Raw genomic sequence first — 19,433 nt, 5'->3', positions numbered from 1 at the left:
GATCGACAGTGGTGTGGACACTCTTACGGTGTCCAGGTGAAGGCCCGGTGACCGACACCGAAAGCTTTGGACAATCGTCAGAGGCTTCCGGCGATCCATACCCCGGCGAACGCGGCACCGAGGCCCGCCACCACACTGGCGACGACGTTGGCGGCGGCGTAGAGCCCGGCACCGGTCTCGGTCAGCCGCAGGGTCTCGTAGGAGAAGGTCGAGTACGTCGTCAGGGCCCCGCACAGCCCGGTCCCCAGCAGCAGTTGCAGCCGCGGCCCGGCGGCTCCCGCCGCGACGGCGCCGGTGAGCAGGCCGAGGACGAGACAGCCCGCGACGTTGACCACGAAGGTGCCCCAGGGGAAGACCGAGTCGTGCCGGGACTGCACCGCGCGGTCGGTGAGATAGCGCAGGGGCGCCCCGACGGCGGCCCCGAGCACCACCAGCAGCCAGTTCACTTACCGCCCTTCGCGTCCGTCGCCTTCGCACGGCCGACGTACCGGATGACCTCGCAGTCGTCGAGGATCACCAGTCCCTCGCCGACCAGTTCGTCCAGCTGCGGCAGGAACGCGCGCACCCGCTCCTCGGTGTCGACGATCACGATCGCCACCGGCAGGTCCTCGCTCATCGACAGCAGCCGTGAGGTGTGGATCAGGGAGGACGCGCCGAACCCCTCGATGCCGCGGAAGACGCTGGCGCCCGCCAGGCCGGCCGAGTGGGCCCGGTGCACGATCTCCGAGTACAGGGGCCGGTGGTGCCAGGTGTCGTTCTCGCCGATGAAGACGGTCACGCGCAGGGCGCTGCCGGTGAGCCTCGTCATCGCTGCCTCCACCGCAGAACGCGTCGGGTCGCCGTCACGGCGAGCCACACCGCCGCGAGCGCCGCGCACGGGGTCGCGGCGAGGTAGGCCAGTCCGGTGCGGACGTGGCCGGAGTCCACCAGTTTCTGGATGTCGACCGCGTAGGTGGAGAAGGTGGTGAAGCCACCGAGCACACCGGTGCCGAAGAACGGCCGGACCAGGCGGTGGGCGCCCCACACGTCGGTGATCACCACCATGAAGACGCCGATCACCGCGCACCCGACGGCATTGACCGAGAAGATCGCCCACGGAAAGCCCCCGGCCGGCGCCGGCCACCACCGCGAGACCGCGTACCGACCCGTGGCCCCGAGCGCACCGCCGAGCGCCACCACCGCGACCACCGGCAGCTGCGCCCGCCGGGCCCGCCGCCGCGCGGACCTCGTCGGCACCCGCAGATCCTCGGTTTCCGGGGCTGTCATGCTCGTACGTCTCCTACTCGGCCGCGCCCGGACACACCGTAACGCCGCCGGATCCCCACCGCACACACCGGGGCGGCGCGGCGTATCGCTCAGCCCGTCGCTCCGGGGAGGGCGTACACCCCCACCCCTCGTTCCCACAGGCTGCCGAGGATCAGGTGGCCGTTCGTCGTGCAGGCGCTGGTGGGCATGCGGTAGGGAGAGCGACGGCGGGAGAGGTGGTGGGTGATGCGGCCCTCGGCGGTGACGGCGAGGACGGCGACGGTGCCGGGCGGGCGGTACGGGGCGTGGACGGCGAGGCGGGCGGCGAGGCGGCGGGGGGTGGGGCCGGCTCGGTGCAGCAGGTCCAGTGGGGGGACGCGGGGGCCGGCCAGGGCGACCCAGACGGGGCCTTCCCTGCCCGCGCGCCAGATGTTGTCGGGCATGCCCGGGAGGTTCTCGACGAAGGGCTCGGCGAGGCCGGAACGCGGGCCGGTGAGCCGGTAGCGGACGAGGCGGCGGGCGCCCGTCTCGGCGACGATCAGGAAGGACTCGTCGGCGTCGGCGGCGAGGCCGTTGGCGAACTGCAGCCCGTCCAGGAGGACTTCCGGGGTGTCGCTGCCCGGGGCGAGGCGCAGCAGCCGTCCCGTGCCGGTGTGTTCGACGATGTCGCCGATCCACTGCTGGAGAGGGTAACGGCGGGTGGAGACGGTGAAGTACACGGTACCGTCGGAGAGGGCGACGACGTTGCTGCAGAACCGCAGCCGCTCCCCCGCCACCGAGTCGGCGAGGACCCGTACGGTGCCGTCGTCCGGCGTGATGTGCAGCAGGCCGCGTTCGGCGTCGCACACCAACAGCTCGCCGTCCGGGAGGAGTTCGAGGCCCAGCGGTCTGCCACCGGTGTCGGCGAGCACCTCGACGCGGGCGCCGGAGGGATCCGTCAGGCCGTGCAGGCGCAGGATGCGGCCGTCCTCCACCCCGGTGAGCACCCGGCCGCGGTCGTCGGCGACCACGTCTTCGGGGCCGCGGCCGCCGATCGCGACGTACGCGCGGGGGACGAGAGGCGTGGGACGGTCCATCGGGTGTCTGCCCTTTCGACGCCGTACGGCCGTTCATCCTCGCAGCCGGGGGCCATCGCGGGCCGCCGATTACCAGCCTTTCTCGAACATCCGGGCCACCTCGGCGATCCGGGCCTCGTCACGGCGATCGTACGTACGGCGCCCGATCCGGCGGGTGCGCAGCAGGCCGAGGCCGGCCGCGACGGCCTTCGCGGTCGCGCCCTCCCCAGCGGGTCGCGGCGCCGCCGGGGAACGTGCGCGGCCGGCCCCTCGAGCCGCTCCGGGACGAGCGGGCGCGTCCGGCCGGCGGAATTCCTCGGCATGACCGCCTCCTGTCGTCGAGGCCTCCCCGTCCTGACGCTTCCCACTGTCCCGCGGCCCGACCCGTCACGTACGGAACCTGCCAGGCCTTGTCCGGTACCGGACGTACCGGACGTACCGGACGGCCCCGGCTCCGGGCGGACGTGGCAGACGTGAGGGCCCGGCTGCCGGGTGGGATGCCTTGGCTGATTCGGGTTGGCTGCTTCGCCCTGTCGCTGCGCGGCGAGGCGAAGTGCTGACAGAGGGAGGTGAGGACCCGGCGGGCGGCCCGGCTGACCGTCGCGGAAGTACTGCGCGGTGAGTGGCGAAAGGCGCCCGGGGAGCCTGCCGCACGCAACCGGTCAGGATCGGAGAAGCGGCCGCGGGCTCACCCGCCCTAGCGTGAGGGCACCGACGCCACCCGTCGGGCCACGCACCTCGAAGGAGTGAGTTTCCATGACCGCCGGCCTGAAGACGATCGTCTATCCCGTCAAGGACCTCGACCGGGCGAAGGCCTTGTTCAGGGCACTGTTGGAGGTCGAGCCGTATGCGGACGAGCCCTACTACGTCGGGTTCAAGGACGCCGGGCAGGACGTCGGTCTGGACCCGAACGGGCACGCCCAGGGGATGACCGGGCCGGTGCCGTACTGGCACGTCGACGACATCCGGGCGCGGCTGGCGGCTCTGCTGGAGGCAGGCGCCGAACTGCTGCAGGACGTGCGGGACGTCGGTGGCGGCAGGCTGATCGCCTCGGTGAAGGACGCGGACGGCAATCTCGTCGGGCTCGTCCAGGACGCCTGACGCCGCGGCCGGCCGCGGCGCGACCGGCCGGTTTCGATGTACGCGCATTAACATGCGCTGTATGGGAGCGGACGCGGCCGGGGCCCGGCTCGAGGAACGGTGGCGGGGCATCCTGTCGGTGCACGCGCGGACGATGTGCGAACTCGACCGCGTGCTGCATCCGTACGGGCTCGGCGCGAGCGACTTCGAGGTGCTCGACATCCTGGCGTCCGGGCCGTCCGAAGAGGGCGAGCAGTGCCGGGTGCAGAACCTCGCCGGCCGGGTCCACCTCAGCCAGAGCGCGCTGTCCCGCCTGATCGGCCGGCTGGTGAAGGACGGCCTGGTGGAGCGGTCGGTGTGCGCGGAGGACCGGCGCGGGGTGTGGGTGTGTCTGACGGCCAAGGGCCGCGCGCTGCACGCGGAGGTGCTGCCCCTGCAGCGCGCGGCCCTGGCCCGTACGCTCGGCGGCTGACGGCTTGAACGGGCCGGCTCAGCCGTGTGGGCGGGCCAGCAGGGTGCGTACTCCCTCCGAGGTGAGCGTGAGGCCGTGCGGCGAGCTGGCGTCTATGGTCAGCGACAGGTCGTCGGCCGGCCACTGGGAAGCGAGGGCGCCGAGGGGCACGAGGCGGTAGCTGGAGACGAAGGGCAGCAGGTCGGACATCTCCAGTTCGGAGGTGAACACGGGCACCACCGGCGCTCCGCCCGGTTGTTCGAGGACGGGCAAGGCCACCGTCGAGGGGTTGGTGACGTCCTCGTCGCTCGCGTCGTCCGGCACGGGGACCAGCACGTCGCTGTGCGCGAGCGTGTCCAGTGCCACCGCGTCCTCGGCGTTCTCGGCGAGCACGTCCAGCGCCCGCTGGGCGGGCGTCGCGGTGTTGTCGTTCGCTGGTGTCTCCATGGCAGATTCCCTGGTCGCGGCGGTTGTACGGCCCGCCCGGGGGTGATCTCCCCGGGCACAGCCCTGCTCGCGTACCCGATCGCTCGCGCCGCAATCACGACGGGCCGGACCGGCTTCGGCGGCCGTGGGGCGGGAGCGAGAGGTGAGGAAGGGGCCGATGACGGTTTCCCGGGGATCCCCACGAGTACGACAGGGAGAAGGAGCCATGGCCCCCAGTACGAGCGCCCGGGACGTGGTGAACACCATCAAGGACGTCGACTTCCCGGCCGGCAAGGACGATCCGGTTCGGGCGGCGCGCCGCTCCGGTGCCTCGGAGGAGGTCGTCAAGGCGCTGCGCGGCATTCCGCCGGAGAGCTGCGCCAACCGTGAGGAGGTGGCCCGCTCGGTGCGTGTGGACCCCGACTCCGATCTCGGCCTCAGTGCCGCGCAACGCGCCGAACAGGCCCGCGAGGGCGGCAGGCCCGGCCGGTCGCAGCACCTGCGCGACGTGTCGGGGCAGCCTGTGCAGGAGGAGCCGGCACGCTGAGGCGGGCCCTCCGCGATGCGCGCGGGGGGCCGGCCCGGGGCTCACTTCCGAACCCCGGGTTCCGGGTAACCACTGGTCCGGGGCCGATTCGTCAGCTCCGCCGTGGCGTGCCGCCGGTCCCGTCCGTCGAGGCCCGGACCTCGGTCACGGCGGCGGTCAGGTGCTTCCGGACCGTCTCCGGCAGCGGGTCGCCGTGCACCGCCGTCACCACGGCCCGGGCGACGTGGTGCAGCTTGGTGTTGGTGTTCTGGGAGGCGATGACCAGCACCGACCAGGCCTGGTCGGAGGTCAGGCCGAAGGAGGCCATGAGGATGCCGCGGGCCAGGTCGATGGCGGGTCGGGTCTGCATGGCCCGGCGCAGCTGGACGACCTCGATGTGCAGGTCCTGCTCGGTGTCCTCGGCCGGCGTCCCGTCCTCCGGCGCCCCGTGCCGGGCGGGGGGCACCGTCGCTCCCGCCTCGTACGCCTCCGGCCCGTCGGGCGCCTCGGCGCAGAACAGCGAGTGCGTGCCAGTGAGGACGAGCAGCCGCTCGCTCACGGGACTGGTGGCGCGTACGACGATCGTCTTGTCCTGTGCCAGGGCCCGTTCCCGCAGGCTGATCAGGGTGTTGAGGGCGGAGCAGTCGCAGAACCCCACTCCGCTCAGGTCCAGGTCGATGCCCTGGGCCGAGCGGCCGAGGGCGTCCTTCAGGGCGCGCTGGAAGCCCTGGCCCGTGTCGAGGTCGAGTTCGCCGTGCACCGTGACGAGCACGCGGCCGCCTTCGGGGCCGGTGCCGATCGCCAGTTCGCATCCCGGGGGTGCCGCCGGTACGCCGCCGCGGTCGCCGCGGGCGGCGGCACCCCCGGCGGTGGACCGCGCCTCGTACGCAGGCTCCGCCATGACCGCCTCTCTCACAAGCGTTCGCCCGTTCTCCGCTTCCAGACTCGCCCCGACACCTGGAGCACGTCAAGATATACATGAAGTCTAGTTCAGGCTCTTGTATGCGTGAAAGCCGGGCCCTAAGCTGGCCCCATGGAAGGAGTGCCTGAGCCGCATACCGGATGGACGTTTCTGACCAATCACGCCCGGGTGCTGGCAGCCATCGCCGACAATCACAACGCCCGGATCCGCGACATCGCGGCCCACTGCAGGCTCACCGAGCGCGCCGTCCAGAAGATCATCGCCGATCTGGAGCGCGACGGGTACCTCTCCCACACCAAGGAGGGGCGCGGCAACATCTACCGGATCGACCCGAGCAAGGTCCTGCGGCACCCGGCCGAGGCCGGGCTGACCGTGGCCTCCCTGCTCTCGCTGCTCGTCCGCGCGGAGGCCGACCGCTCCTGGTCCGGTCGCTGAGGTCGCCGAGCGGCCCCGCCGGCTCAGCGCGGCTGCCCGGGTGGGCGGATCCAGTCCAGGGACCGTTCCACGGCCCGCTTCCAGGACTCGTACTCCCCCTCGCGCCGTTCGGGGTCCATGTCCGGCAGCCACTGCCCGGCCCGGTGCCAGTTGCGGCGCAGGACCTCCAGGTCCGGCCAGTGGCCGACCGCGAGGCCGGCGGCGTAGGCGGCGCCCAGCGAGACCGTCTCGGCCACCAGGGGGCGTACGACGGGGACGTCGAGCACGTCGGCCAGCATCTGCATGAGCAGGTTGTCCGAGGTCATGCCGCCGTCGACCTTGAGCTGCTTCAGGGCGAGCCCGGAGTCGGCGTTCATGGCGTCGACGACCTCCCGGGTCTGCCAGGCGGTGGCCTCCAGGACGGCCCGGGCCAGGTGCCCCTTGGTGATGTACGAGGTCAGGCCCACGACGACACCGCGGGCGTCGCTGCGCCAGTGCGGGGCGAACAGACCGGAGAAGGCCGGGACGATGTAGCAGCCGCCGTTGTCCTCCACCGTGCGGGCCAGCGTCTCGATCTCGGGTGCGGTGCTGATCAGCCCCAGCCGGTCGCGGAACCACTGGACGAGTGAGCCGGTGACGGCCATCGGCCCTTCCAGGGCATAGACCGTGGGCTCGTTGGCGATCCTGTAGGCGACGGTGGTGAGGAGGCCGTGGTGGGAGCGCACCAGGTCGGTTCCGGTGTTCATCAGCAGGAAGCTGCCGGTGCCGTAGGTACACTTGGCCTCGCCCGGCGAGAAGCAGGTCTGCCCGAACAGAGCCGCCTGCTGGTCGCCGAGGGCGGCGCCGATGCGGACGCCGGGGAGCAGGGCGCGGGCCTCGCCGTAGCTCTCGGCCGAGGAACGGATCTCCGGCAGCAGCGGGCGCGGCACGCCGAAGAAGTCCAGCAGTTCGGGGTCCCAGGTCAGGGTCCGGATGTTGACGAGCATGGTGCGGCTGGCGTTGGTGGGGTCACTGATGTGCAGGCCGCCGTCGGTGCCGCCGGTGAGGTTCCAGATCAGCCAGCTCTCCATCGTGCCGAACAGCACCTCGCCGTCCTGGGCGCGTTTCTCCAGGCCCTCCACGTGGTCGAACAGCCAGCGGATCCGGGGCGCGGAGAAGTAGGTGGAGGGAGGCAGACCGCAGCGGTCGAGGAAGAAATCGTCGCCGGGCCGGTCCCGCAGCGTGTCGACGAGCGGCGCGGTGCGGGTGTCCTGCCAGACGATCGCCCGGCCCAGTGGGGCGCCGGTGCGCCGGTCCCACAGGACGGTGGTCTCGCGCTGGTTGGCGATTCCGATGGCGGCGATCCGTGCGGCGTCCGCGCCGGCGCCGGCCAGTGCCTCGGGGACGATGCGCTGTACGTTGCGCCAGATCTCCACGGCGTCGTGCTCGACCCACCCGGGCCGGGGGAAGTGCTGCTGGTGCTCGCGCTGGGCGACCGACACCAGCCGCCCGTGATGGTCGAACAGGATGCATCGCGTGGACGTGGTGCCCTGGTCGATGGACATCACATACCGTTCAACCATGATCGGGGCCTGCCTTCCGATGCGTCACGCGGAGGGGACCTGTCAGCGGGATGCGGGGATCCGTCGGTGTCTACCAGCGGGCGGCTCCCAGGTCTCGGGAGATCGCCCGTGCGGCGTCCCGGAGCAGGGCGATCAGTGCCTGCAGCGGCCGGCCCCGGGGATCGCAGATCCGCTCGACGGGACCGGACACTCCGATGGCGCCCACCACGAGGCCGCCGTGCCCGCGGATCGGGGCGGCGATTCCGGCATCCCCCATGCTCATCTCCTGCACCTCGGCTCCCCATCCGAGTTCCCGGATCTCGGCGAGCGCCCGGCTCAGGTCCTCGGGGACGACCAGGGTGTGCCGCGTGTACGCCTGAAGGCCCTCCTCCGGCAGCGGGTCGACGGTGGCGGCCCCGAAGGCCAGCAGGATCTTGCCGAGGGAGGAGGCGTGCAGCGGCAGCAGCGCGCCCACGTCCAGGGTCTGCAGGGTGTCGTCCGGCCGGAAGACGTGGTGGACGATGAGGACCCGGCCCTCCAGGGGTGTGCCCAGGCGGACGGCCTCCCCGCTGCGGGCGGCCAGTGCGTCGGCCCAGTTCAGGGAGCGTGAGCGCAGCTCGTTGACGTCGAGGTAGCTGGTGCCCAGGTGCAGCAGCGCCGCCCCGAGCTGGTACTTGCCGGTGGCCTCGTCCTGCTCGACGAAGTCCACGTGCTGCAGGGTGCGCAGGATGCCGTGGACGGTGCCCTTGGCCAGCCCGAGGGACGACGCCACTTCGCCGAGCCCCAGCCTGCGTGGGCCGCCGGCCAGCAGCCGCAGGATCGCCGCCGCTCTTTCTATGGACTGGACGGGTCCGGCCATGGAGTGATCCTAGGGCCTGTCCTCCGGTTCCGCCCGGGCTTGCCCCATTCGACCTCTTCGTCAGGTGCCGTTCGGCAATGCCGACCGTTGTTCATTGACCGGCCCCTCCTTCATTCCCTGGCGTTCACAGCGCGCCCGGCCTCCGGCCGGCAGCGCGGCCCGGGAGAAGGAGGGCACATGACCACAGCGCAGCTCGATGCCGCGCCCCGCCGGGAGGCCGACCAGGTCTTCCCGCTGCCGCACGCCGCGGGTGCCGTGCCGGCCGTACGCCGGCGCGTCCGTGCGGTGCTGAGCGGCTGGAACCTGCCCGCGGACGCGGCCGAGGACGTGCTCCTGGTGGTGTCGGAGCTGGTCACCAACGCGCTGGTGCACGCCCGGCCGCCCGCCACCCTGCGGCTGCGGCGCGTCCCGGCCGGCGGGCGCCGGGCCGTGCGCGTGGAGGTGACCGACCGGGGACCCGCGGCGCCGCCCGAGCCGTCCGCCGCGCCGGACCCGGACGAGCACGGCCGCGGCCTGGACATCGTCACCGCCCTGTCGGCCCGGTGCGGCGTACGGGCGTACGCCGGTGAGACCCGCCGGTGGGCGGAGGTACTCGCGGGCTGAGCCCCGCCTCAGGCGCCGCCGGGCGGTGGGGCGGTCGTGCCGCGCACCTCCAGGTACGGGGTGGTCAGGTCGACCGCGCGCGGGCGGTCCGGGTCGTCGATCCGGTCGAGCAACCGCTGAGCGGCACGTCGGCCCACGTCGTGGCTGGCGTTGTCCACGGTGGTCAGCCACAGGTGCCGCAGCCGCGACAGATAGGTGTTGTCGTAGCCGACCAGGGAGAGGTCGCGCGGCACCCGAAGGCCGCTCTCCTCGGCGGCCGACAGCGCGCCGACGCAGGTCATGTCGTTGACGGCGAAGACGGCGGTGGGGCGCCCGGGGCGGCTGAGCAGCCGTACGGTGGCCCGGTAGCCGCCCTCCTCGGTCAGGTCGCCCTGCTCCACGACCGCCGTGCCGGCCAGCCCGTGCTCGCGCATGGTGGCCTCGAAGCCGCGGCGGCGCAGCTCGCCGACCGCGCCGTGGCCCGCGATGTGGGCGATGTGCCGGTGGCCGAGGACGACGAGGTGCTCGGTGGCCAGCCGGGCGCCGTGCTCGTCGTCGCCCACGACGACGTCCACTCCGGGCAGGTCGGGCTCGCGGGTGCCGGCGACGACGGTGGGGAGCCGGCCGGCCGCGGTGCGCAGCGCCTGCGGGTCCCGCAGGGTGCCGACGGCGACCAGGCCGTCGACGCGCAGTTCGGTGAAGGTACGGGTGAGGTCCTCGCCCAGGCGCCGGTTGAGCCGGCCGTCGGCGAGCAGCATGTGCAGACCGCTGTCGTACAGGCGGGAGTTGAGGCCGTCGAGGAGTTCCACGAACCAGGGGTTGCGCATGTCGTTCAGCAGCACGCCGACGGTGCGGGTGCGCCGTTCGCTGAGGCTGCGGGCGGCGGCGTTGGGCCGGTAGCCGAGCTCGTCGATCGCGGCGAGGACCGCCTGCCGCTTCTCGGGGCGCACGCTGTCGGAGCCGCGCAGCACCAGCGAGACCAGGGACTTGGACACACCGGCCCGCGCGGCCACGTCGCGGATGGTCGGGGATCGCACGTGCTGGACCGTTCCACAGGAGGGGCCTTCTGTAAAGGGTCCTGCACAGAGCCGGGAGTGCGCCGGCGAAGGGGGTTGACACTCGGCAGAACCAGCCCGCATCGTGAGCCCGCAGGTTTTGGATCGGTCCAAAGAGGGGCTGTCATGGTGGATGTGCTCGGCGTCGCCGTCGTCGGATTCGGCTGGATGGGGCGGGTGCACACCCAGGCGTACGCACGCGTGCTCCATCACTTCCCCCAGCCGGCGGTACGTCCGCACCTGGTCGCCGTCGCCGACGAGGTGCCCGGCCGGGCCGAGCAGGCCGCCGGGCGGTACGGCTTCGACTCCGCGACCCGCGACTGGCGGGAGATCGCCGCCGACCCCCGCGTCCAGGCGGTCAGCATCACCGCCCCCAACTTCCTGCACCGGGAGATCGGCCTCGCCATGGCCGAGGCCGGCAAGCACATCTGGATCGAGAAGCCGGTGGGCCTGACGGCCGACGACGCCCGCGCGGTCGCCGACGCCGCCGCCAAGGCCGGCGTGCGGGGCACGGTCGGCTTCAACTACCGCAACGCACCCGCCGTCGCCGCCGCCCGCGAGATGGTCGCGGCCGGCGAGATCGGCCGGGTCACCCACGTCCGCATCCGGCTGTTCAGCGACTACGCCGCCCACCCCGAGGGTGCCCTGACCTGGCGCTACGAGCGCGAGCGCGGTGGCAGCGGAGTGCTGGGCGACCTGGCCTCGCACGGGGTCGACCTGGCCCGCCATCTGCTCGGCGAGATCGACTCGCTGGCCGCGGACACCGCCGTGTTCGTGCCCGAGCGAGCCCGCCCGTCCGGTGCCACCGCCGGTCACACCCGGGCGTCGGGCGGCGAACTCGGCCCCGTCGAGAACGACGACTACGTCAACTGCCTGCTGCGCTTCGCCTCCGGCGCGCGCGGCGTCCTGGAGGCGTGCCGGGTCTCGGTGGGCGAGCAGAACAACTACGGCTTCGAGATCCACGGCACCGAGGGCGCGCTCTTCTGGGACTTCCGCCGCATGGGCGAACTAGGCGTCAGCCGCGGCACCGCGTACCAGGACCAGCCGGTCAGCACCGTCTACGTCGGCCCCGGCCACGGCGCGTACGAGGCCTTCCAGCCGGGCTCGGCCAACGCCATGGGCTACGACGACCTCAAGGTCGTCGAGGCACACCACTTCCTGCGCTCGATCACGGAGAACCGGCCGTACGGCGCCACCCTCGACGACGCGGTGGCCGCGGCGACGGCACTGGACGCCATGGCCCGCTCCGCCGAGCAGCGCTCGTGGGTGAGCCTCGCCTGAGCCTGTCCCCTCACCCCGGCGTCAGGTCGGTGCGCGGGGTGACGGCCCAGTGGTTGGTGCGCAGCACCCGGCCCGCGAACGTCACCTCGCGCTCGGCGAGGAACCGGAAGCCGAGCGAGCGGCAGATGCCGTTCGAGGCCGCGTTGGTCGTGGCCGGGAAGGCGTGCACCACCCCCCAGCGGTCCTCGTCCCGCGCCTGCTCGAGCAGCGCGCGGGCGGCGCGTCTGCCCAGACCGCGCCCCTGGAACCCGGGCAGCACCATCCAGCCGATCTCCGACATCGGGCCGTCGCCGCTCTCGTGGGCCCAGATGGACACGGTCCCGGCCACCACGCCTGGGGTCCGCGGGTCAGGGACGATCATCTTGATCCAGGCGGTGCCGGCCGCCGCCTGCTCGGCGTCCCGGCGCACCTTGTCCACCATGCCCTCGGCCGGCAGGGGCCCGCCGAGCCCGGACATCATGACCGGATCGCAGCGCATCCGGATGTAGGCGTCGACGTCGTCCGGTGTCACGTCGCGCAGCTGCACGGGGCCTCCTGACGGGCGGTGGGTGTAGATGCCAAGCACCGGCTGGGCGATGATGGGCCTGCCCCGCCGGTCCGGAGCAGAACCCTGCGCCTGCTCAGCATTTCGTGAACAACCCTGAAAGGTATACCCGTTGAACAGCGGCACCCCGGTTCCCGACAGCTACTACGAACGTATCGACGAGCACCGCTTCAAGCCCACCGCCCACGCGAGTGGCGCCTGGGACCCGTACGAGCAGCACTTCAGTCCGCTGGGCGGACTGATCGTCCACGCGATCGAGGACCACCTGGCCGCCCGCCCCGATACCGGTCTGACACCGGCCCGGATCAGCTACGACATCCTGGGGCGCCCGGCCCTGGACGAGTGTGAGATACAAGTGGCGACGCTCCGCCCCGGCCGAACCATCGAACTGCTGGAAGCCGTCGTACACATGGCCGGCCGCCCGGTGGTCCGAGCCCGCACCTGGCTGCTGTCCGCCCAGGACACCGCCTCCGTCGCCGGGGGCGCCGAGGACCGGCTCACCCCGCCCGACCGGCTCGCTCCCTGGGCGATGAGCGACCTGTGGCCCGGCGGCTACATCGCCTCCCTGGACGTCCGCCCGCTCGCCCCGCCACGCCCGGGCCGCACCACCGCGTGGGTCTCCACCCCGCTCACCCTGGTCGCCGGCGAGCCGAGCAGCCCGCTCGCCTCCTACCTCGCCCTGGTCGACACGGCCAACGGCATCGCCGCACGGCAGTCGCCCACCGCGTGGATGTTTCCCAACGTGGACCTGACCGTCCACCTCCACCGCCGCCCCGAGGGCCCCTGGACCGGACTGGACACCACGGTCGCCTTCGGGCCGACCGGCCTGGGCCTGACCAGCACGGTCCTGCACGACGTGCACGGCCCGGTCGGACACGCCCAGCAGATCCTCACCGTACGGCCCATGCCGCCCGGCGGGAGGGACTGAGCCGGCTCCAAGACAGAACCCTCCCTGTTTTTGAACACGTTCAATTTTCTGGGCTAAGGTCGTCTCCGTCGGTATCGGTGAAGGGGGCGAGCCAGTTGAGGATCGTGTTACCGGGCGGGACCGGACAGGTGGGTGCGGTCCTGGACCGTGCGTTGACCGCGGCGGGCCACGAGGTGGTGGTGCTGAGCAGGCGGCCCACGCGTCCGGGGCAGGTCCTGTGGGACGGCAGGTCCCTGGGGGCCTGGGCCGAGGCGGTCGACGGCAGTGACGTCGTGGTGAACCTGGCCGGGCGCAGCGTCAGTTGCCGCTACACGCCCGAGAATCTGCGGGCGATGATGGACTCGCGGGTGGATTCCGCCCGGGTCGTGGGCGAGGCCGTCGCCGCCGCGACGCGGCCGCCCAGGGTCTGGCTGCAGATGAGCACGGCCACCGTCTACGCCCACCGCTTCGACGCGCCCAACGACGAGGCGAGCGGGGTGATCGGCGGAACGGAGCCCGCGGTTCCGGGCTACTGGGCGTACAGCGTGGAGATCGCCAGGGCCTGGGAGCGTGAGCAGGAGATGGCCGACACCCCGCACACCCGCAAGATCGCCCTCCGCTCCGCCATGGTGATGAGCCCCGACCGGGGCGGTGTCTTCGACGTCCTGTCGTGGCTCGCCCGGTTCGGTCTGGGCGGGCCGGTCGCGGGCGGCGCGCAGTACGTCTCCTGGATCCACGACCGCGACTTCGTGCGGGCGGTGGAGTTCCTCGTCGACCGTGAGGACATCACCGGCCCGGTGAACCTCGCCGCGCCCTCCCCCGTGCCGCAGCGCACGCTGATGCGCGCGCTGCGCAAGGCGTGGGGCGTCCCGGTGGGCCTGCCCGCGACGAAGTGGATGGCCGAGATCGGCGCCTTCGTGCTGCGCTCGGACACCGAGCTGCTGCTCAAGAGCAGGCGGGTCGTCCCGGGACGGCTGCTCGACGCGGGCTTCGGCTTCGACCACCCCGAGTGGTCGCGGGCCGCCGCCGACCTCGTACGGCGCGCGCGATCCGCCCGGAGCTGATGTGCTGGTTGCGGGGGCCGTCGCACCCGCCCTGCTCGGGGGAGAGACTCTCGGGAGAGACCCATGACCACCTACAAAGTCGCGCAGGTGACCACTGCCGGCGGTCCCTTCGAGATCGCCGAGCGCGAGGTCCCGGAGCCGGGCCCCCGCCACGTCAGGATCGCCGTGGAGGCCTGCGGGGTCTGCCACAGCGACAGCGCCTTCGTGGACGCCGCGTTTCCCGGCATCGACTTCCCGGTGGTCCCCGGGCACGAGATCGCCGGGCGGATCGAGCAGCTCGGCGAGGGGACGCAGGACCGTGGCCGACAGGTGGGCGACCGGGTGACGGTGGGCTGGTTCGGCGGCAGCTGCGGCCACTGCACACCGTGCCGGCAGGGCGACTTCGTCGTGTGCCCGAACCTGAAGGTGCCCGGCTGGACGTACGACGGTGGCTTCGCCGAGCGGGTGATCGCACCGGTCGACGCACTGGCCCGGATCCCCGACTCCCTGGCGGCGAGCGACGCCGGGCCCATGGCGTGCGCGGGCGTGACCACGTTCAACGGGCTGCGCCGCAGCTCCGCCCGCCCCGGCGACCTGGTCGCGGTGCTCGGCATCGGCGGCCTGGGACACCTGGGGGTGCAGTACGCGGCGGCCATGGGCTTCGAGACGGTGGCGATCGCCCGGGGAGCCGACAAGGCCGACCTGGCCAAGCAGCTGGGCGCGCACCACTACGTCGACAGCACGGCGGACACCCCCGTCGCCGACGCTCTGGCGTCGCTCGGCGGCGCCAAGGTCGTACTGGCCACCGCCGGCAGCTCCGAGGCCATCACGGCGACCGCGGCCGGGCTCTCGCACCGCGGCGAACTGGTGGTCATCGGCGCGGCGCCCGAACCGCTGGGCATCACCCCGCTGCAGCTGATCCTGAGCGGCCGGATGGTCCGCGGCCACCCGTCCGGCACCTCGCAGGACGTGCAGGACACCATGGCGTTCAGCGCCCTGCACGGGATCCGCCCGATGACCGAGGTCGTGCCGCTGGACCAGGCCGGCGAGGCGTACCGGAAGATGCTCTCCGGCGCCGCCCGCTTCCGTATGGTGCTCACCACCGGCTGACGCACGGGGTCCTGGAGCGGCCCCGTGCGCCCCGGCCGTCAGGAACGGCCGGTCACGAACCGGTCGAGAGCCGCGGTCAGTTCCGCCGGCTTCTCCAGCGGCAGTTCGTGGCCCGCGTCGATGATGCGGACCTCCGCGTCCGGGTACGCCTTCGCCATCCGCAGCATCTGCTTCACCGGCAGCTGGATGTCGTGGTAGCCGTGCACCAGCAGGGTGGGCACGCGGATCTCGCCCACCCGGCCCAGGACGTCGAAGGCCCGCATGGCCGAGTAGCAGGTCATGACCACCTCGCGCGGGGTCGCGGCGGAGGCCCGGATGTGGCGCCGGATCTCCTCGCGCGGATAACCGGGGGCGAAGGCGCGCTGGATGTTGGCGGCGACGAACAGCTTGAACGGCACCAGCGTCGACGCCGCCATCAGCAGCCCCCTCCCCCGGCTGTACGTCATCCGGCTGATGGAGCAGACCAGCACCAGCCGCTCGACCCGCTCGGGGTGGGCCAGGGCGATGGTCTGCGCGATCATGCCGCCCATCGAGTGCCCGATCAGCACGCACCGGTCGACGCCCAGGTGGTCCAGGAGCGCGACCACGTCGCGGGCCGGCTCCTCGATCGTCCGCGACCCCGCGCCGCCGCTCTCCCCGTGCCCGCGCAGATCCAGCCGGACCACCCGGCGCTCGGCCGAGAAGTGCTTCAGCTGGTGGTCCCAGCGGTGCCGGTCCGCCGTCCAGCCGTGGACGAACACCAGAGGCACGCCGTCACCGTCGCGCGGGCCCTCGTCGTCGTACGTCAGCAGCGCGCCGTCGACCTCGAGCTGCGGCATGGGGCACCTCCGGGAGTGCGATCAGGTTACTGGTCGGTACGGTAGCGGTGGTCCGGCCGGCCGTCACCGCCGTTCGCCGAGGAAGTCCAGGATGTGACCGAAGACGTCCAGGGCGGCGCCCCGGCCCAGGAACGTGTCCAGGTGCCCGTAGCCGGGGATCTCGGTGTACGTCACGTCCAACTGCGGCTGCCGGTGGGCGAGTACGTCGCGGCAGAGCTTCTGGGAGTCCAGCCACAGCCCGTTCTCGCTGCCCGAGATCAGCAGCACCGGGGTGTCGATCCGGCCGGCCGCGTCGAGCGCGCTCGGCGGCAGCGCCCGGTAGCGGTGATCGGTGTCGTGCCAGCGCACGACGCTGCGGGCCAGCTCGATGCGGCGCAGGTGGGGCAGGATCCACAGCGGCGCGGGGCCGAGGAGCTGGGCGAGCCGGTCGTGGGTGGCCTCGGCCAGGTTCTCGTGCAGGAAGAGGGAAGCGCCCGAGCCCCAGGCCGAGTTGTGCAGGATCTGGCAGGTCGGGTCCGGGCAGCTCGCCTTCCGCGCGGCCAGCGCGAACAGCGGGGTGTACTTGGACCACAGGCCCACCTTGCGGAAGTCGACCGGTATGTGGTCGATCCGGTTCCTCAGCAGCTCCCCCGCCACCGACATGCGCAGCGAGGTGCGCCCGGCGAGCTTCGGCGTCAGGAACACGCCCTGGGACACCACGCCGGCCAGGCCCGGCACCAGGCCCGCCGTCATGCTCAGCGACAGGGAGAGCGAGCCGATGCAGTGGGCGACGACGAACAGCGGGCGGTCGCCGACGCGTTCACGGATGTACGAGACGGCCGCGGGGATGTCGTACAGGGCGACGTCGTCGTACGTGTACCTCTGGCCGGTCTCGTTGTACGGCAGCCGGCAGCTGCCCCGCCAGTCCAGCAGCCAGGGCTCGTAGCCGTCGTCGAGGAGCACGTCGACGAGGTTGCGGGTCTCGGGCAGCAGGAACATGTCGGCCGAGGCGGTGTGGCCGTGCAGCAGCAGCACGGCGGGCCGGCCGGTCTCCCCCGGGTCGACGCGGGTCAGGCCGAGCCGGACGCCGTCGCCCGCGCGGAAGTCGATCTCCTCGACGGCCGCCGGGCCGAGACGGTGGTGCAGGGGGCGTGGGACCGCGGTGGTGCGGACTTTGCGCAGGGCCTGCCGGGTGGTCCTGGGGGTGATCGCCTTGAAGATCATCGGTGGTGCTCCGTGAGGGTCGGGGTGCGGCGCAGGTCGAGGAGGTCGGCGGCGGCGCGGGCGAAGGGGCCGAGCAGGCCGCGGCCCATCTCCAGGCCGAACCAGGCGAGCCAGGTCAGCTTGGCGGCCCGCTTCTCGCGGCTGGTCAGGCGCGGGTCGACCTGGATGCCGTCGATCTGGTCACGGACGTAGGTGTCCGCGGGTACCACGACCTCGCCGGTGAGGCTCGCCGCCTCGCCCTCGCGGCCGATCTCCACGGTGAGCGCGCGGGTCTGCCGCCACACGTCCCGGCGGGCCCTCGCGTGCTTGTGGCCCTCCAGCCACCACCGGCCGCCGTCTGCGTCACGCAAGTGCAGCCGGTAGCACAGGAGTTGGTGGGTCATGCCGTGCTGTTGCGGTATGCCCTCCTCGGGGCGGATCCAGATGTCGCCGCGCTCGACGGTCAGCGGCTCGGGATGTACGGCGGCACAGGTCACCTCGCCGGTCACGTCCACCCGGCGCTCCTTCACCAGCTGGTACATGCTCGCGATGGAAAGGGTGAGCGCCATGGAACAGGGGGTGTCGGCGGGGGCGCCGGCCGGGCCGACGCCGCCCTCGGTGGTCTCGGTGAACCACAGGTAGGGCTGGTCGTCCTTGTGCGGCAGCCGGGCGAGGCCGTCCTGCGCCAGCCGCTCGAACGTCCTCAGCTGTGCCTGTGCGTCGTAGCGGGCGGCGGGCGGCAGCCCGAGGGCGTCCACCAGCGCGGCGGTGCGCTCGCCGCCGGCCGCCGGGCCCTTCAGGGTGGCCTCGCACAGTTTCAGAGCGGTGGGGCTCTGCAGCACCCGGGTGAGGAAGGCCAGTTCGGGCACCGGGTCGGCCTCGAGGCGGGCCAGGGCGTCGGTGCGCCACTCGTCCCAGTCCTGGACGCGTACGTGCATGCCGCCGAGCGCCATGTCGCGGACCACGTCGTCGAGGGTGTTGGGCACGCCGGTGAGGTTGTAGTCGTAGCCCCAGGCGTCGGGTTCGCAGATCGCGGCGACCGCGACCCGGCTGACCCAGTCGACCGGCGCGGCGTTGAGGTGGCGGAAGGCCGGTACGGTGCGGAAGCGGCCGAAGGCCGAGATCAGGCCGCTGCTGAGGTCCTGCGGGTTGTAGGCGCCGGTCTTCGCGTGCCCGCCGATGCCGCCGGGGCGCAGGGCGGTGACGACCAGGCCGTGGTCGCGGGCCCGGCGCAGGGCGACCTCGGCGGCCCACTTGGACTGGTCGTAGCCGGAGACGAGCCGGTCGACGTGGGCGAGCGGGTCGTCCTCGCCCATGGCGGTGATGCCGACCTCGTTGAAGACGGCGATCGAGGAGATGTGGTGCAGCGGCTTGGGCCGTCCGGTGGCCGCGAGTTCGGCGAGGGTGAGGGCGCCGAGGACGTTGCTCGCGCGCAGCGACTGGTAGCCGCGCAGGAAGTCCACGGCGGCGGCCACGCCGACGACGCCGTCCAGTTCGAGGGCGAGGCTCTGCCACAGCTCGTCGGACAGGCCCAGGCGCGGCCGGCGGATGTCGCCGGGCAGTACGGTCACCCGGCGGCGCACCTCCGAGGACCAGGGCAGCCGGTAGCTCCTCAGGGCCTCGCCGAGCCGGCCGACGGCGGCCTCCTCGTCGGCCGCGCGGACCAGGCAGTACACGTGGACGTCGCTGTGGCGCAGCAGGTCGAGCAGCATGTGGCTGCCGAGGAAGCCGGTGGCACCGGTCAGCAGGACCCGGCGGGGCGGCAGCGGCTCGGGTACGTCGGTGAAGGGCAGGCGGTCGGCGAGGGCGAGGTCGGCGAGGATCTGGTCGAGGTCCTCCTGGCGGGCCCGGCAGTACGGGTCGGCGCCGCTGCCGGGGAGGGGGGTGGCGGTGACTGCGGCGGGGGTGCGGGGTGCCGGGACGATCACGGTGCCGGACTCGGGCGCGCCGCGCGCCGGGACGGTCGCCGCGTCGCTTGCGGGTCCGGTCGCCGCCAGGTAGCGCCGGGCGAGGCTGATCGGGCGGGCGTCGGCGAACACCTCGTCCAGGTCGAACTCGATGCCCAGCTCGCCCTCCAGCTCCGCGACGAGTTCCACGGCGTGCACGGAGGTGCCCCCGGCGTCGAAGAAGTCGGCGTCGGGCGCCAGGTGGCCGCCGGGCAGATGGCGGCCGGCCGCGGCGGCGATGGCCGCCGCCACGCCGTCCAGGTCGCGGGCCGGGGCCGGAGCGGCGCCGGAGTCGTCACCGGTGCCCGCCGCCGTCACCCTGGCCAGCAGGTCGGCGACGCCGAGACCGCCCCCGCCGCGCTCGATCGCCTCGGCGGTCGCCCGCTGCCCGGTGTCCTCGTTCATGTCACGCATCAGAGCCCTTCACGATGTACGTCGTCCTTTCC

General features: G+C 72.8%; 22 protein-coding genes and 1 pseudogene. 9 read left to right on the top strand and 14 right to left on the bottom strand.

The genetic code is table 11. The annotated features are described in order from the left end of the window. Positions 1 to 77: 77 nt before the first annotated feature. The 5 genes and pseudogenes from crcB (ACX25U_RS33615) to ACX25U_RS33595 all read right to left on the bottom strand — a co-directional run bounded on the left by crcB (ACX25U_RS33615) (position 78) and on the right by ACX25U_RS33595 (position 2,623). Entirely contained in the window at positions 78 to 446 is a 369-nt protein-coding gene (gene crcB / locus ACX25U_RS33615) for a fluoride efflux transporter CrcB (protein WP_454385650.1), read from the bottom strand. Next, positions 443 to 808 (bottom strand): DUF190 domain-containing protein, encoded by a 366-nt coding sequence (locus ACX25U_RS33610; RefSeq protein WP_454385648.1) that lies wholly within the window; start codon positions 806 to 808, stop codon positions 443 to 445. Before ACX25U_RS33610 ends, crcB (ACX25U_RS33615) begins: the two co-directional genes overlap by 4 nt. Then, on the bottom strand, positions 805 to 1,266 hold the full coding sequence (gene crcB, locus ACX25U_RS33605; protein ID WP_454385646.1) for a fluoride efflux transporter CrcB: 462 nt from the start codon (positions 1,264 to 1,266) through the stop codon (positions 805 to 807). Before crcB (ACX25U_RS33605) ends, ACX25U_RS33610 begins: the two co-directional genes overlap by 4 nt. Positions 1,267 to 1,355: 89 nt before the next feature. Next, positions 1,356 to 2,321 (bottom strand): SMP-30/gluconolactonase/LRE family protein, encoded by a 966-nt coding sequence (locus tag ACX25U_RS33600; protein ID WP_454385644.1) that lies wholly within the window; start codon positions 2,319 to 2,321, stop codon positions 1,356 to 1,358. A 69-nt stretch (positions 2,322 to 2,390) separates the two neighbouring features. Then, positions 2,391 to 2,623 (bottom strand): annotated as a pseudogene (locus tag ACX25U_RS33595) (ArsR family transcriptional regulator). A gap of 433 nt (positions 2,624 to 3,056) precedes the next feature. On the opposite strand from ACX25U_RS33595, the gene ACX25U_RS33590 reads away from it, so the two are divergent. Next, positions 3,057 to 3,401 carry a VOC family protein gene (locus ACX25U_RS33590; protein WP_454385642.1) on the top strand — a complete coding sequence of 115 codons (345 nt, stop codon included), beginning with the start codon at positions 3,057 to 3,059 and terminating at the stop codon, positions 3,399 to 3,401. 61 nt (positions 3,402 to 3,462) lie between these two features. Then, positions 3,463 to 3,852: a MarR family winged helix-turn-helix transcriptional regulator gene (locus ACX25U_RS33585; RefSeq protein WP_454385641.1), complete on the top strand. Its 390-nt coding sequence runs from the start codon at positions 3,463 to 3,465 to the stop codon at positions 3,850 to 3,852. Between the two features lie 18 nt (positions 3,853 to 3,870). On the opposite strand, the gene ACX25U_RS33580 is transcribed toward ACX25U_RS33585, so the two are convergent. Further along, a complete protein-coding gene (locus ACX25U_RS33580; RefSeq protein WP_454385639.1) occupies positions 3,871 to 4,278 on the bottom strand; it encodes an SseB family protein in 408 nt (135 codons plus the stop codon). A 205-nt stretch (positions 4,279 to 4,483) separates the two neighbouring features. Here ACX25U_RS33580 and ACX25U_RS33575 point away from each other — a divergent pair, with 205 nt between their 5' ends. After that, complete coding sequence (locus tag ACX25U_RS33575) at positions 4,484 to 4,804, top strand: DUF2795 domain-containing protein (protein ID WP_454385638.1); 321 nt, start codon at positions 4,484 to 4,486, stop codon at positions 4,802 to 4,804. A gap of 91 nt (positions 4,805 to 4,895) precedes the next feature. On the opposite strand, the gene ACX25U_RS33570 is transcribed toward ACX25U_RS33575, so the two are convergent. Continuing rightward, positions 4,896 to 5,684 carry an ANTAR domain-containing protein gene (locus tag ACX25U_RS33570; protein ID WP_454385637.1) on the bottom strand — a complete coding sequence of 263 codons (789 nt, stop codon included), beginning with the start codon at positions 5,682 to 5,684 and terminating at the stop codon, positions 4,896 to 4,898. A gap of 132 nt (positions 5,685 to 5,816) precedes the next feature. Between ACX25U_RS33570 and ACX25U_RS33565 the strand changes: the two genes are divergently transcribed. Beyond that, complete coding sequence (locus ACX25U_RS33565) at positions 5,817 to 6,140, top strand: helix-turn-helix transcriptional regulator (RefSeq protein ID WP_454385635.1); 324 nt, start codon at positions 5,817 to 5,819, stop codon at positions 6,138 to 6,140. 23 nt (positions 6,141 to 6,163) lie between these two features. Here ACX25U_RS33565 and glpK read toward each other — a convergent pair whose 3' ends face one another. Together glpK and ACX25U_RS33555 are read right to left on the bottom strand one after the other, a co-directional pair. Then, positions 6,164 to 7,681, bottom strand: coding sequence for a glycerol kinase GlpK (gene glpK / locus ACX25U_RS33560; RefSeq protein WP_454385634.1), 1,518 nt, complete (start codon positions 7,679 to 7,681; stop codon positions 6,164 to 6,166). A gap of 70 nt (positions 7,682 to 7,751) precedes the next feature. Continuing rightward, on the bottom strand, positions 7,752 to 8,519 hold the full coding sequence (locus ACX25U_RS33555; protein ID WP_454385632.1) for an IclR family transcriptional regulator: 768 nt from the start codon (positions 8,517 to 8,519) through the stop codon (positions 7,752 to 7,754). A 177-nt stretch (positions 8,520 to 8,696) separates the two neighbouring features. Here ACX25U_RS33555 and ACX25U_RS33550 point away from each other — a divergent pair, with 177 nt between their 5' ends. After that, on the top strand, positions 8,697 to 9,122 hold the full coding sequence (locus tag ACX25U_RS33550) for an ATP-binding protein (protein WP_454385630.1): 426 nt from the start codon (positions 8,697 to 8,699) through the stop codon (positions 9,120 to 9,122). A gap of 8 nt (positions 9,123 to 9,130) precedes the next feature. Here the strand turns inward: ACX25U_RS33550 and ACX25U_RS33545 are convergent, their stop codons facing one another. Then, positions 9,131 to 10,138: a LacI family DNA-binding transcriptional regulator gene (locus ACX25U_RS33545; protein ID WP_454385628.1), complete on the bottom strand. Its 1,008-nt coding sequence runs from the start codon at positions 10,136 to 10,138 to the stop codon at positions 9,131 to 9,133. A gap of 144 nt (positions 10,139 to 10,282) precedes the next feature. Between ACX25U_RS33545 and ACX25U_RS33540 the strand changes: the two genes are divergently transcribed. Further along, positions 10,283 to 11,437, top strand: coding sequence for a Gfo/Idh/MocA family protein (locus ACX25U_RS33540; protein ID WP_454385626.1), 1,155 nt, complete (start codon positions 10,283 to 10,285; stop codon positions 11,435 to 11,437). Between the two features lie 10 nt (positions 11,438 to 11,447). Here the strand turns inward: ACX25U_RS33540 and ACX25U_RS33535 are convergent, their stop codons facing one another. Continuing rightward, the gene (locus tag ACX25U_RS33535) at positions 11,448 to 11,963 is read right to left on the bottom strand and encodes a GNAT family N-acetyltransferase (protein WP_454385624.1); all 516 of its coding nucleotides are present in this window, start codon (positions 11,961 to 11,963) and stop codon (positions 11,448 to 11,450) included. Positions 11,964 to 12,093: 130 nt separating this feature from the next. Here ACX25U_RS33535 and ACX25U_RS33530 point away from each other — a divergent pair, with 130 nt between their 5' ends. The 3 genes from ACX25U_RS33530 (at position 12,094) to ACX25U_RS33520 (ending at position 15,041) form a co-directional block, all read left to right on the top strand. Beyond that, complete coding sequence (locus ACX25U_RS33530; RefSeq protein ID WP_454385623.1) at positions 12,094 to 12,909, top strand: thioesterase family protein; 816 nt, start codon at positions 12,094 to 12,096, stop codon at positions 12,907 to 12,909. 95 nt (positions 12,910 to 13,004) lie between these two features. After that, positions 13,005 to 13,952, top strand: coding sequence for a TIGR01777 family oxidoreductase (locus tag ACX25U_RS33525; protein ID WP_454385621.1), 948 nt, complete (start codon positions 13,005 to 13,007; stop codon positions 13,950 to 13,952). Between the two features lie 63 nt (positions 13,953 to 14,015). Then, positions 14,016 to 15,041 (top strand): alcohol dehydrogenase, encoded by a 1,026-nt coding sequence (locus ACX25U_RS33520; protein WP_454385619.1) that lies wholly within the window; start codon positions 14,016 to 14,018, stop codon positions 15,039 to 15,041. A 38-nt stretch (positions 15,042 to 15,079) separates the two neighbouring features. On the opposite strand, the gene ACX25U_RS33515 is transcribed toward ACX25U_RS33520, so the two are convergent. From ACX25U_RS33515 to ACX25U_RS33505, 3 genes are all read right to left on the bottom strand, one after another. Continuing rightward, entirely contained in the window at positions 15,080 to 15,859 is a 780-nt protein-coding gene (locus ACX25U_RS33515; RefSeq protein ID WP_454385618.1) for an alpha/beta hydrolase, read from the bottom strand. Between the two features lie 63 nt (positions 15,860 to 15,922). Continuing rightward, the gene (locus tag ACX25U_RS33510) at positions 15,923 to 17,062 is read right to left on the bottom strand and encodes an alpha/beta hydrolase (RefSeq protein ID WP_454385616.1); all 1,140 of its coding nucleotides are present in this window, start codon (positions 17,060 to 17,062) and stop codon (positions 15,923 to 15,925) included. After that, positions 17,059 to 19,392 (bottom strand): thioester reductase domain-containing protein, encoded by a 2,334-nt coding sequence (locus ACX25U_RS33505; RefSeq protein WP_454385614.1) that lies wholly within the window; start codon positions 19,390 to 19,392, stop codon positions 17,059 to 17,061. Before ACX25U_RS33505 ends, ACX25U_RS33510 begins: the two co-directional genes overlap by 4 nt. Positions 19,393 to 19,433 lie beyond the last annotated feature (41 nt).

Source organism: Streptomyces sp. JNUCC 63 (assembly GCF_054366325.1).
This window is presented reverse-complemented; position numbering and strand designations above follow the sequence as displayed.

Bases quoted from the DNA above. Each gene is read 5' to 3' on its own strand.
- ACX25U_RS33510 (WP_454385616.1), bottom strand. From the start codon at position 17,062: ATGATCTTCAAGGCGATCACCCCCAGGACCACCCGGCAGGCCCTGCGC.
- ACX25U_RS33505 (WP_454385614.1), bottom strand. From the start codon at position 19,392: ATGAACGAGGACACCGGGCAGCGGGCGACCGCCGAGGCGATCGAGCGC.
- ACX25U_RS33585 (WP_454385641.1), top strand. From the start codon at position 3,463: ATGGGAGCGGACGCGGCCGGGGCCCGGCTCGAGGAACGGTGGCGGGGC.
- glpK (WP_454385634.1), bottom strand. From the start codon at position 7,681: ATGGTTGAACGGTATGTGATGTCCATCGACCAGGGCACCACGTCCACG.
- ACX25U_RS33575 (WP_454385638.1), top strand. From the start codon at position 4,484: ATGGCCCCCAGTACGAGCGCCCGGGACGTGGTGAACACCATCAAGGAC.
- ACX25U_RS33580 (WP_454385639.1), bottom strand. From the start codon at position 4,278: ATGGAGACACCAGCGAACGACAACACCGCGACGCCCGCCCAGCGGGCG.
- ACX25U_RS33610 (WP_454385648.1), bottom strand. From the start codon at position 808: ATGACGAGGCTCACCGGCAGCGCCCTGCGCGTGACCGTCTTCATCGGC.
- ACX25U_RS33555 (WP_454385632.1), bottom strand. From the start codon at position 8,519: ATGGCCGGACCCGTCCAGTCCATAGAAAGAGCGGCGGCGATCCTGCGG.
- ACX25U_RS33590 (WP_454385642.1), top strand. From the start codon at position 3,057: ATGACCGCCGGCCTGAAGACGATCGTCTATCCCGTCAAGGACCTCGAC.
- ACX25U_RS33550 (WP_454385630.1), top strand. From the start codon at position 8,697: ATGACCACAGCGCAGCTCGATGCCGCGCCCCGCCGGGAGGCCGACCAG.
- crcB (WP_454385646.1), bottom strand. From the start codon at position 1,266: ATGACAGCCCCGGAAACCGAGGATCTGCGGGTGCCGACGAGGTCCGCG.
- ACX25U_RS33520 (WP_454385619.1), top strand. From the start codon at position 14,016: ATGACCACCTACAAAGTCGCGCAGGTGACCACTGCCGGCGGTCCCTTC.
- ACX25U_RS33570 (WP_454385637.1), bottom strand. From the start codon at position 5,684: ATGGCGGAGCCTGCGTACGAGGCGCGGTCCACCGCCGGGGGTGCCGCC.
- ACX25U_RS33600 (WP_454385644.1), bottom strand. From the start codon at position 2,321: ATGGACCGTCCCACGCCTCTCGTCCCCCGCGCGTACGTCGCGATCGGC.
- ACX25U_RS33515 (WP_454385618.1), bottom strand. From the start codon at position 15,859: ATGCCGCAGCTCGAGGTCGACGGCGCGCTGCTGACGTACGACGACGAG.
- ACX25U_RS33565 (WP_454385635.1), top strand. From the start codon at position 5,817: ATGGAAGGAGTGCCTGAGCCGCATACCGGATGGACGTTTCTGACCAAT.
- ACX25U_RS33540 (WP_454385626.1), top strand. From the start codon at position 10,283: ATGGTGGATGTGCTCGGCGTCGCCGTCGTCGGATTCGGCTGGATGGGG.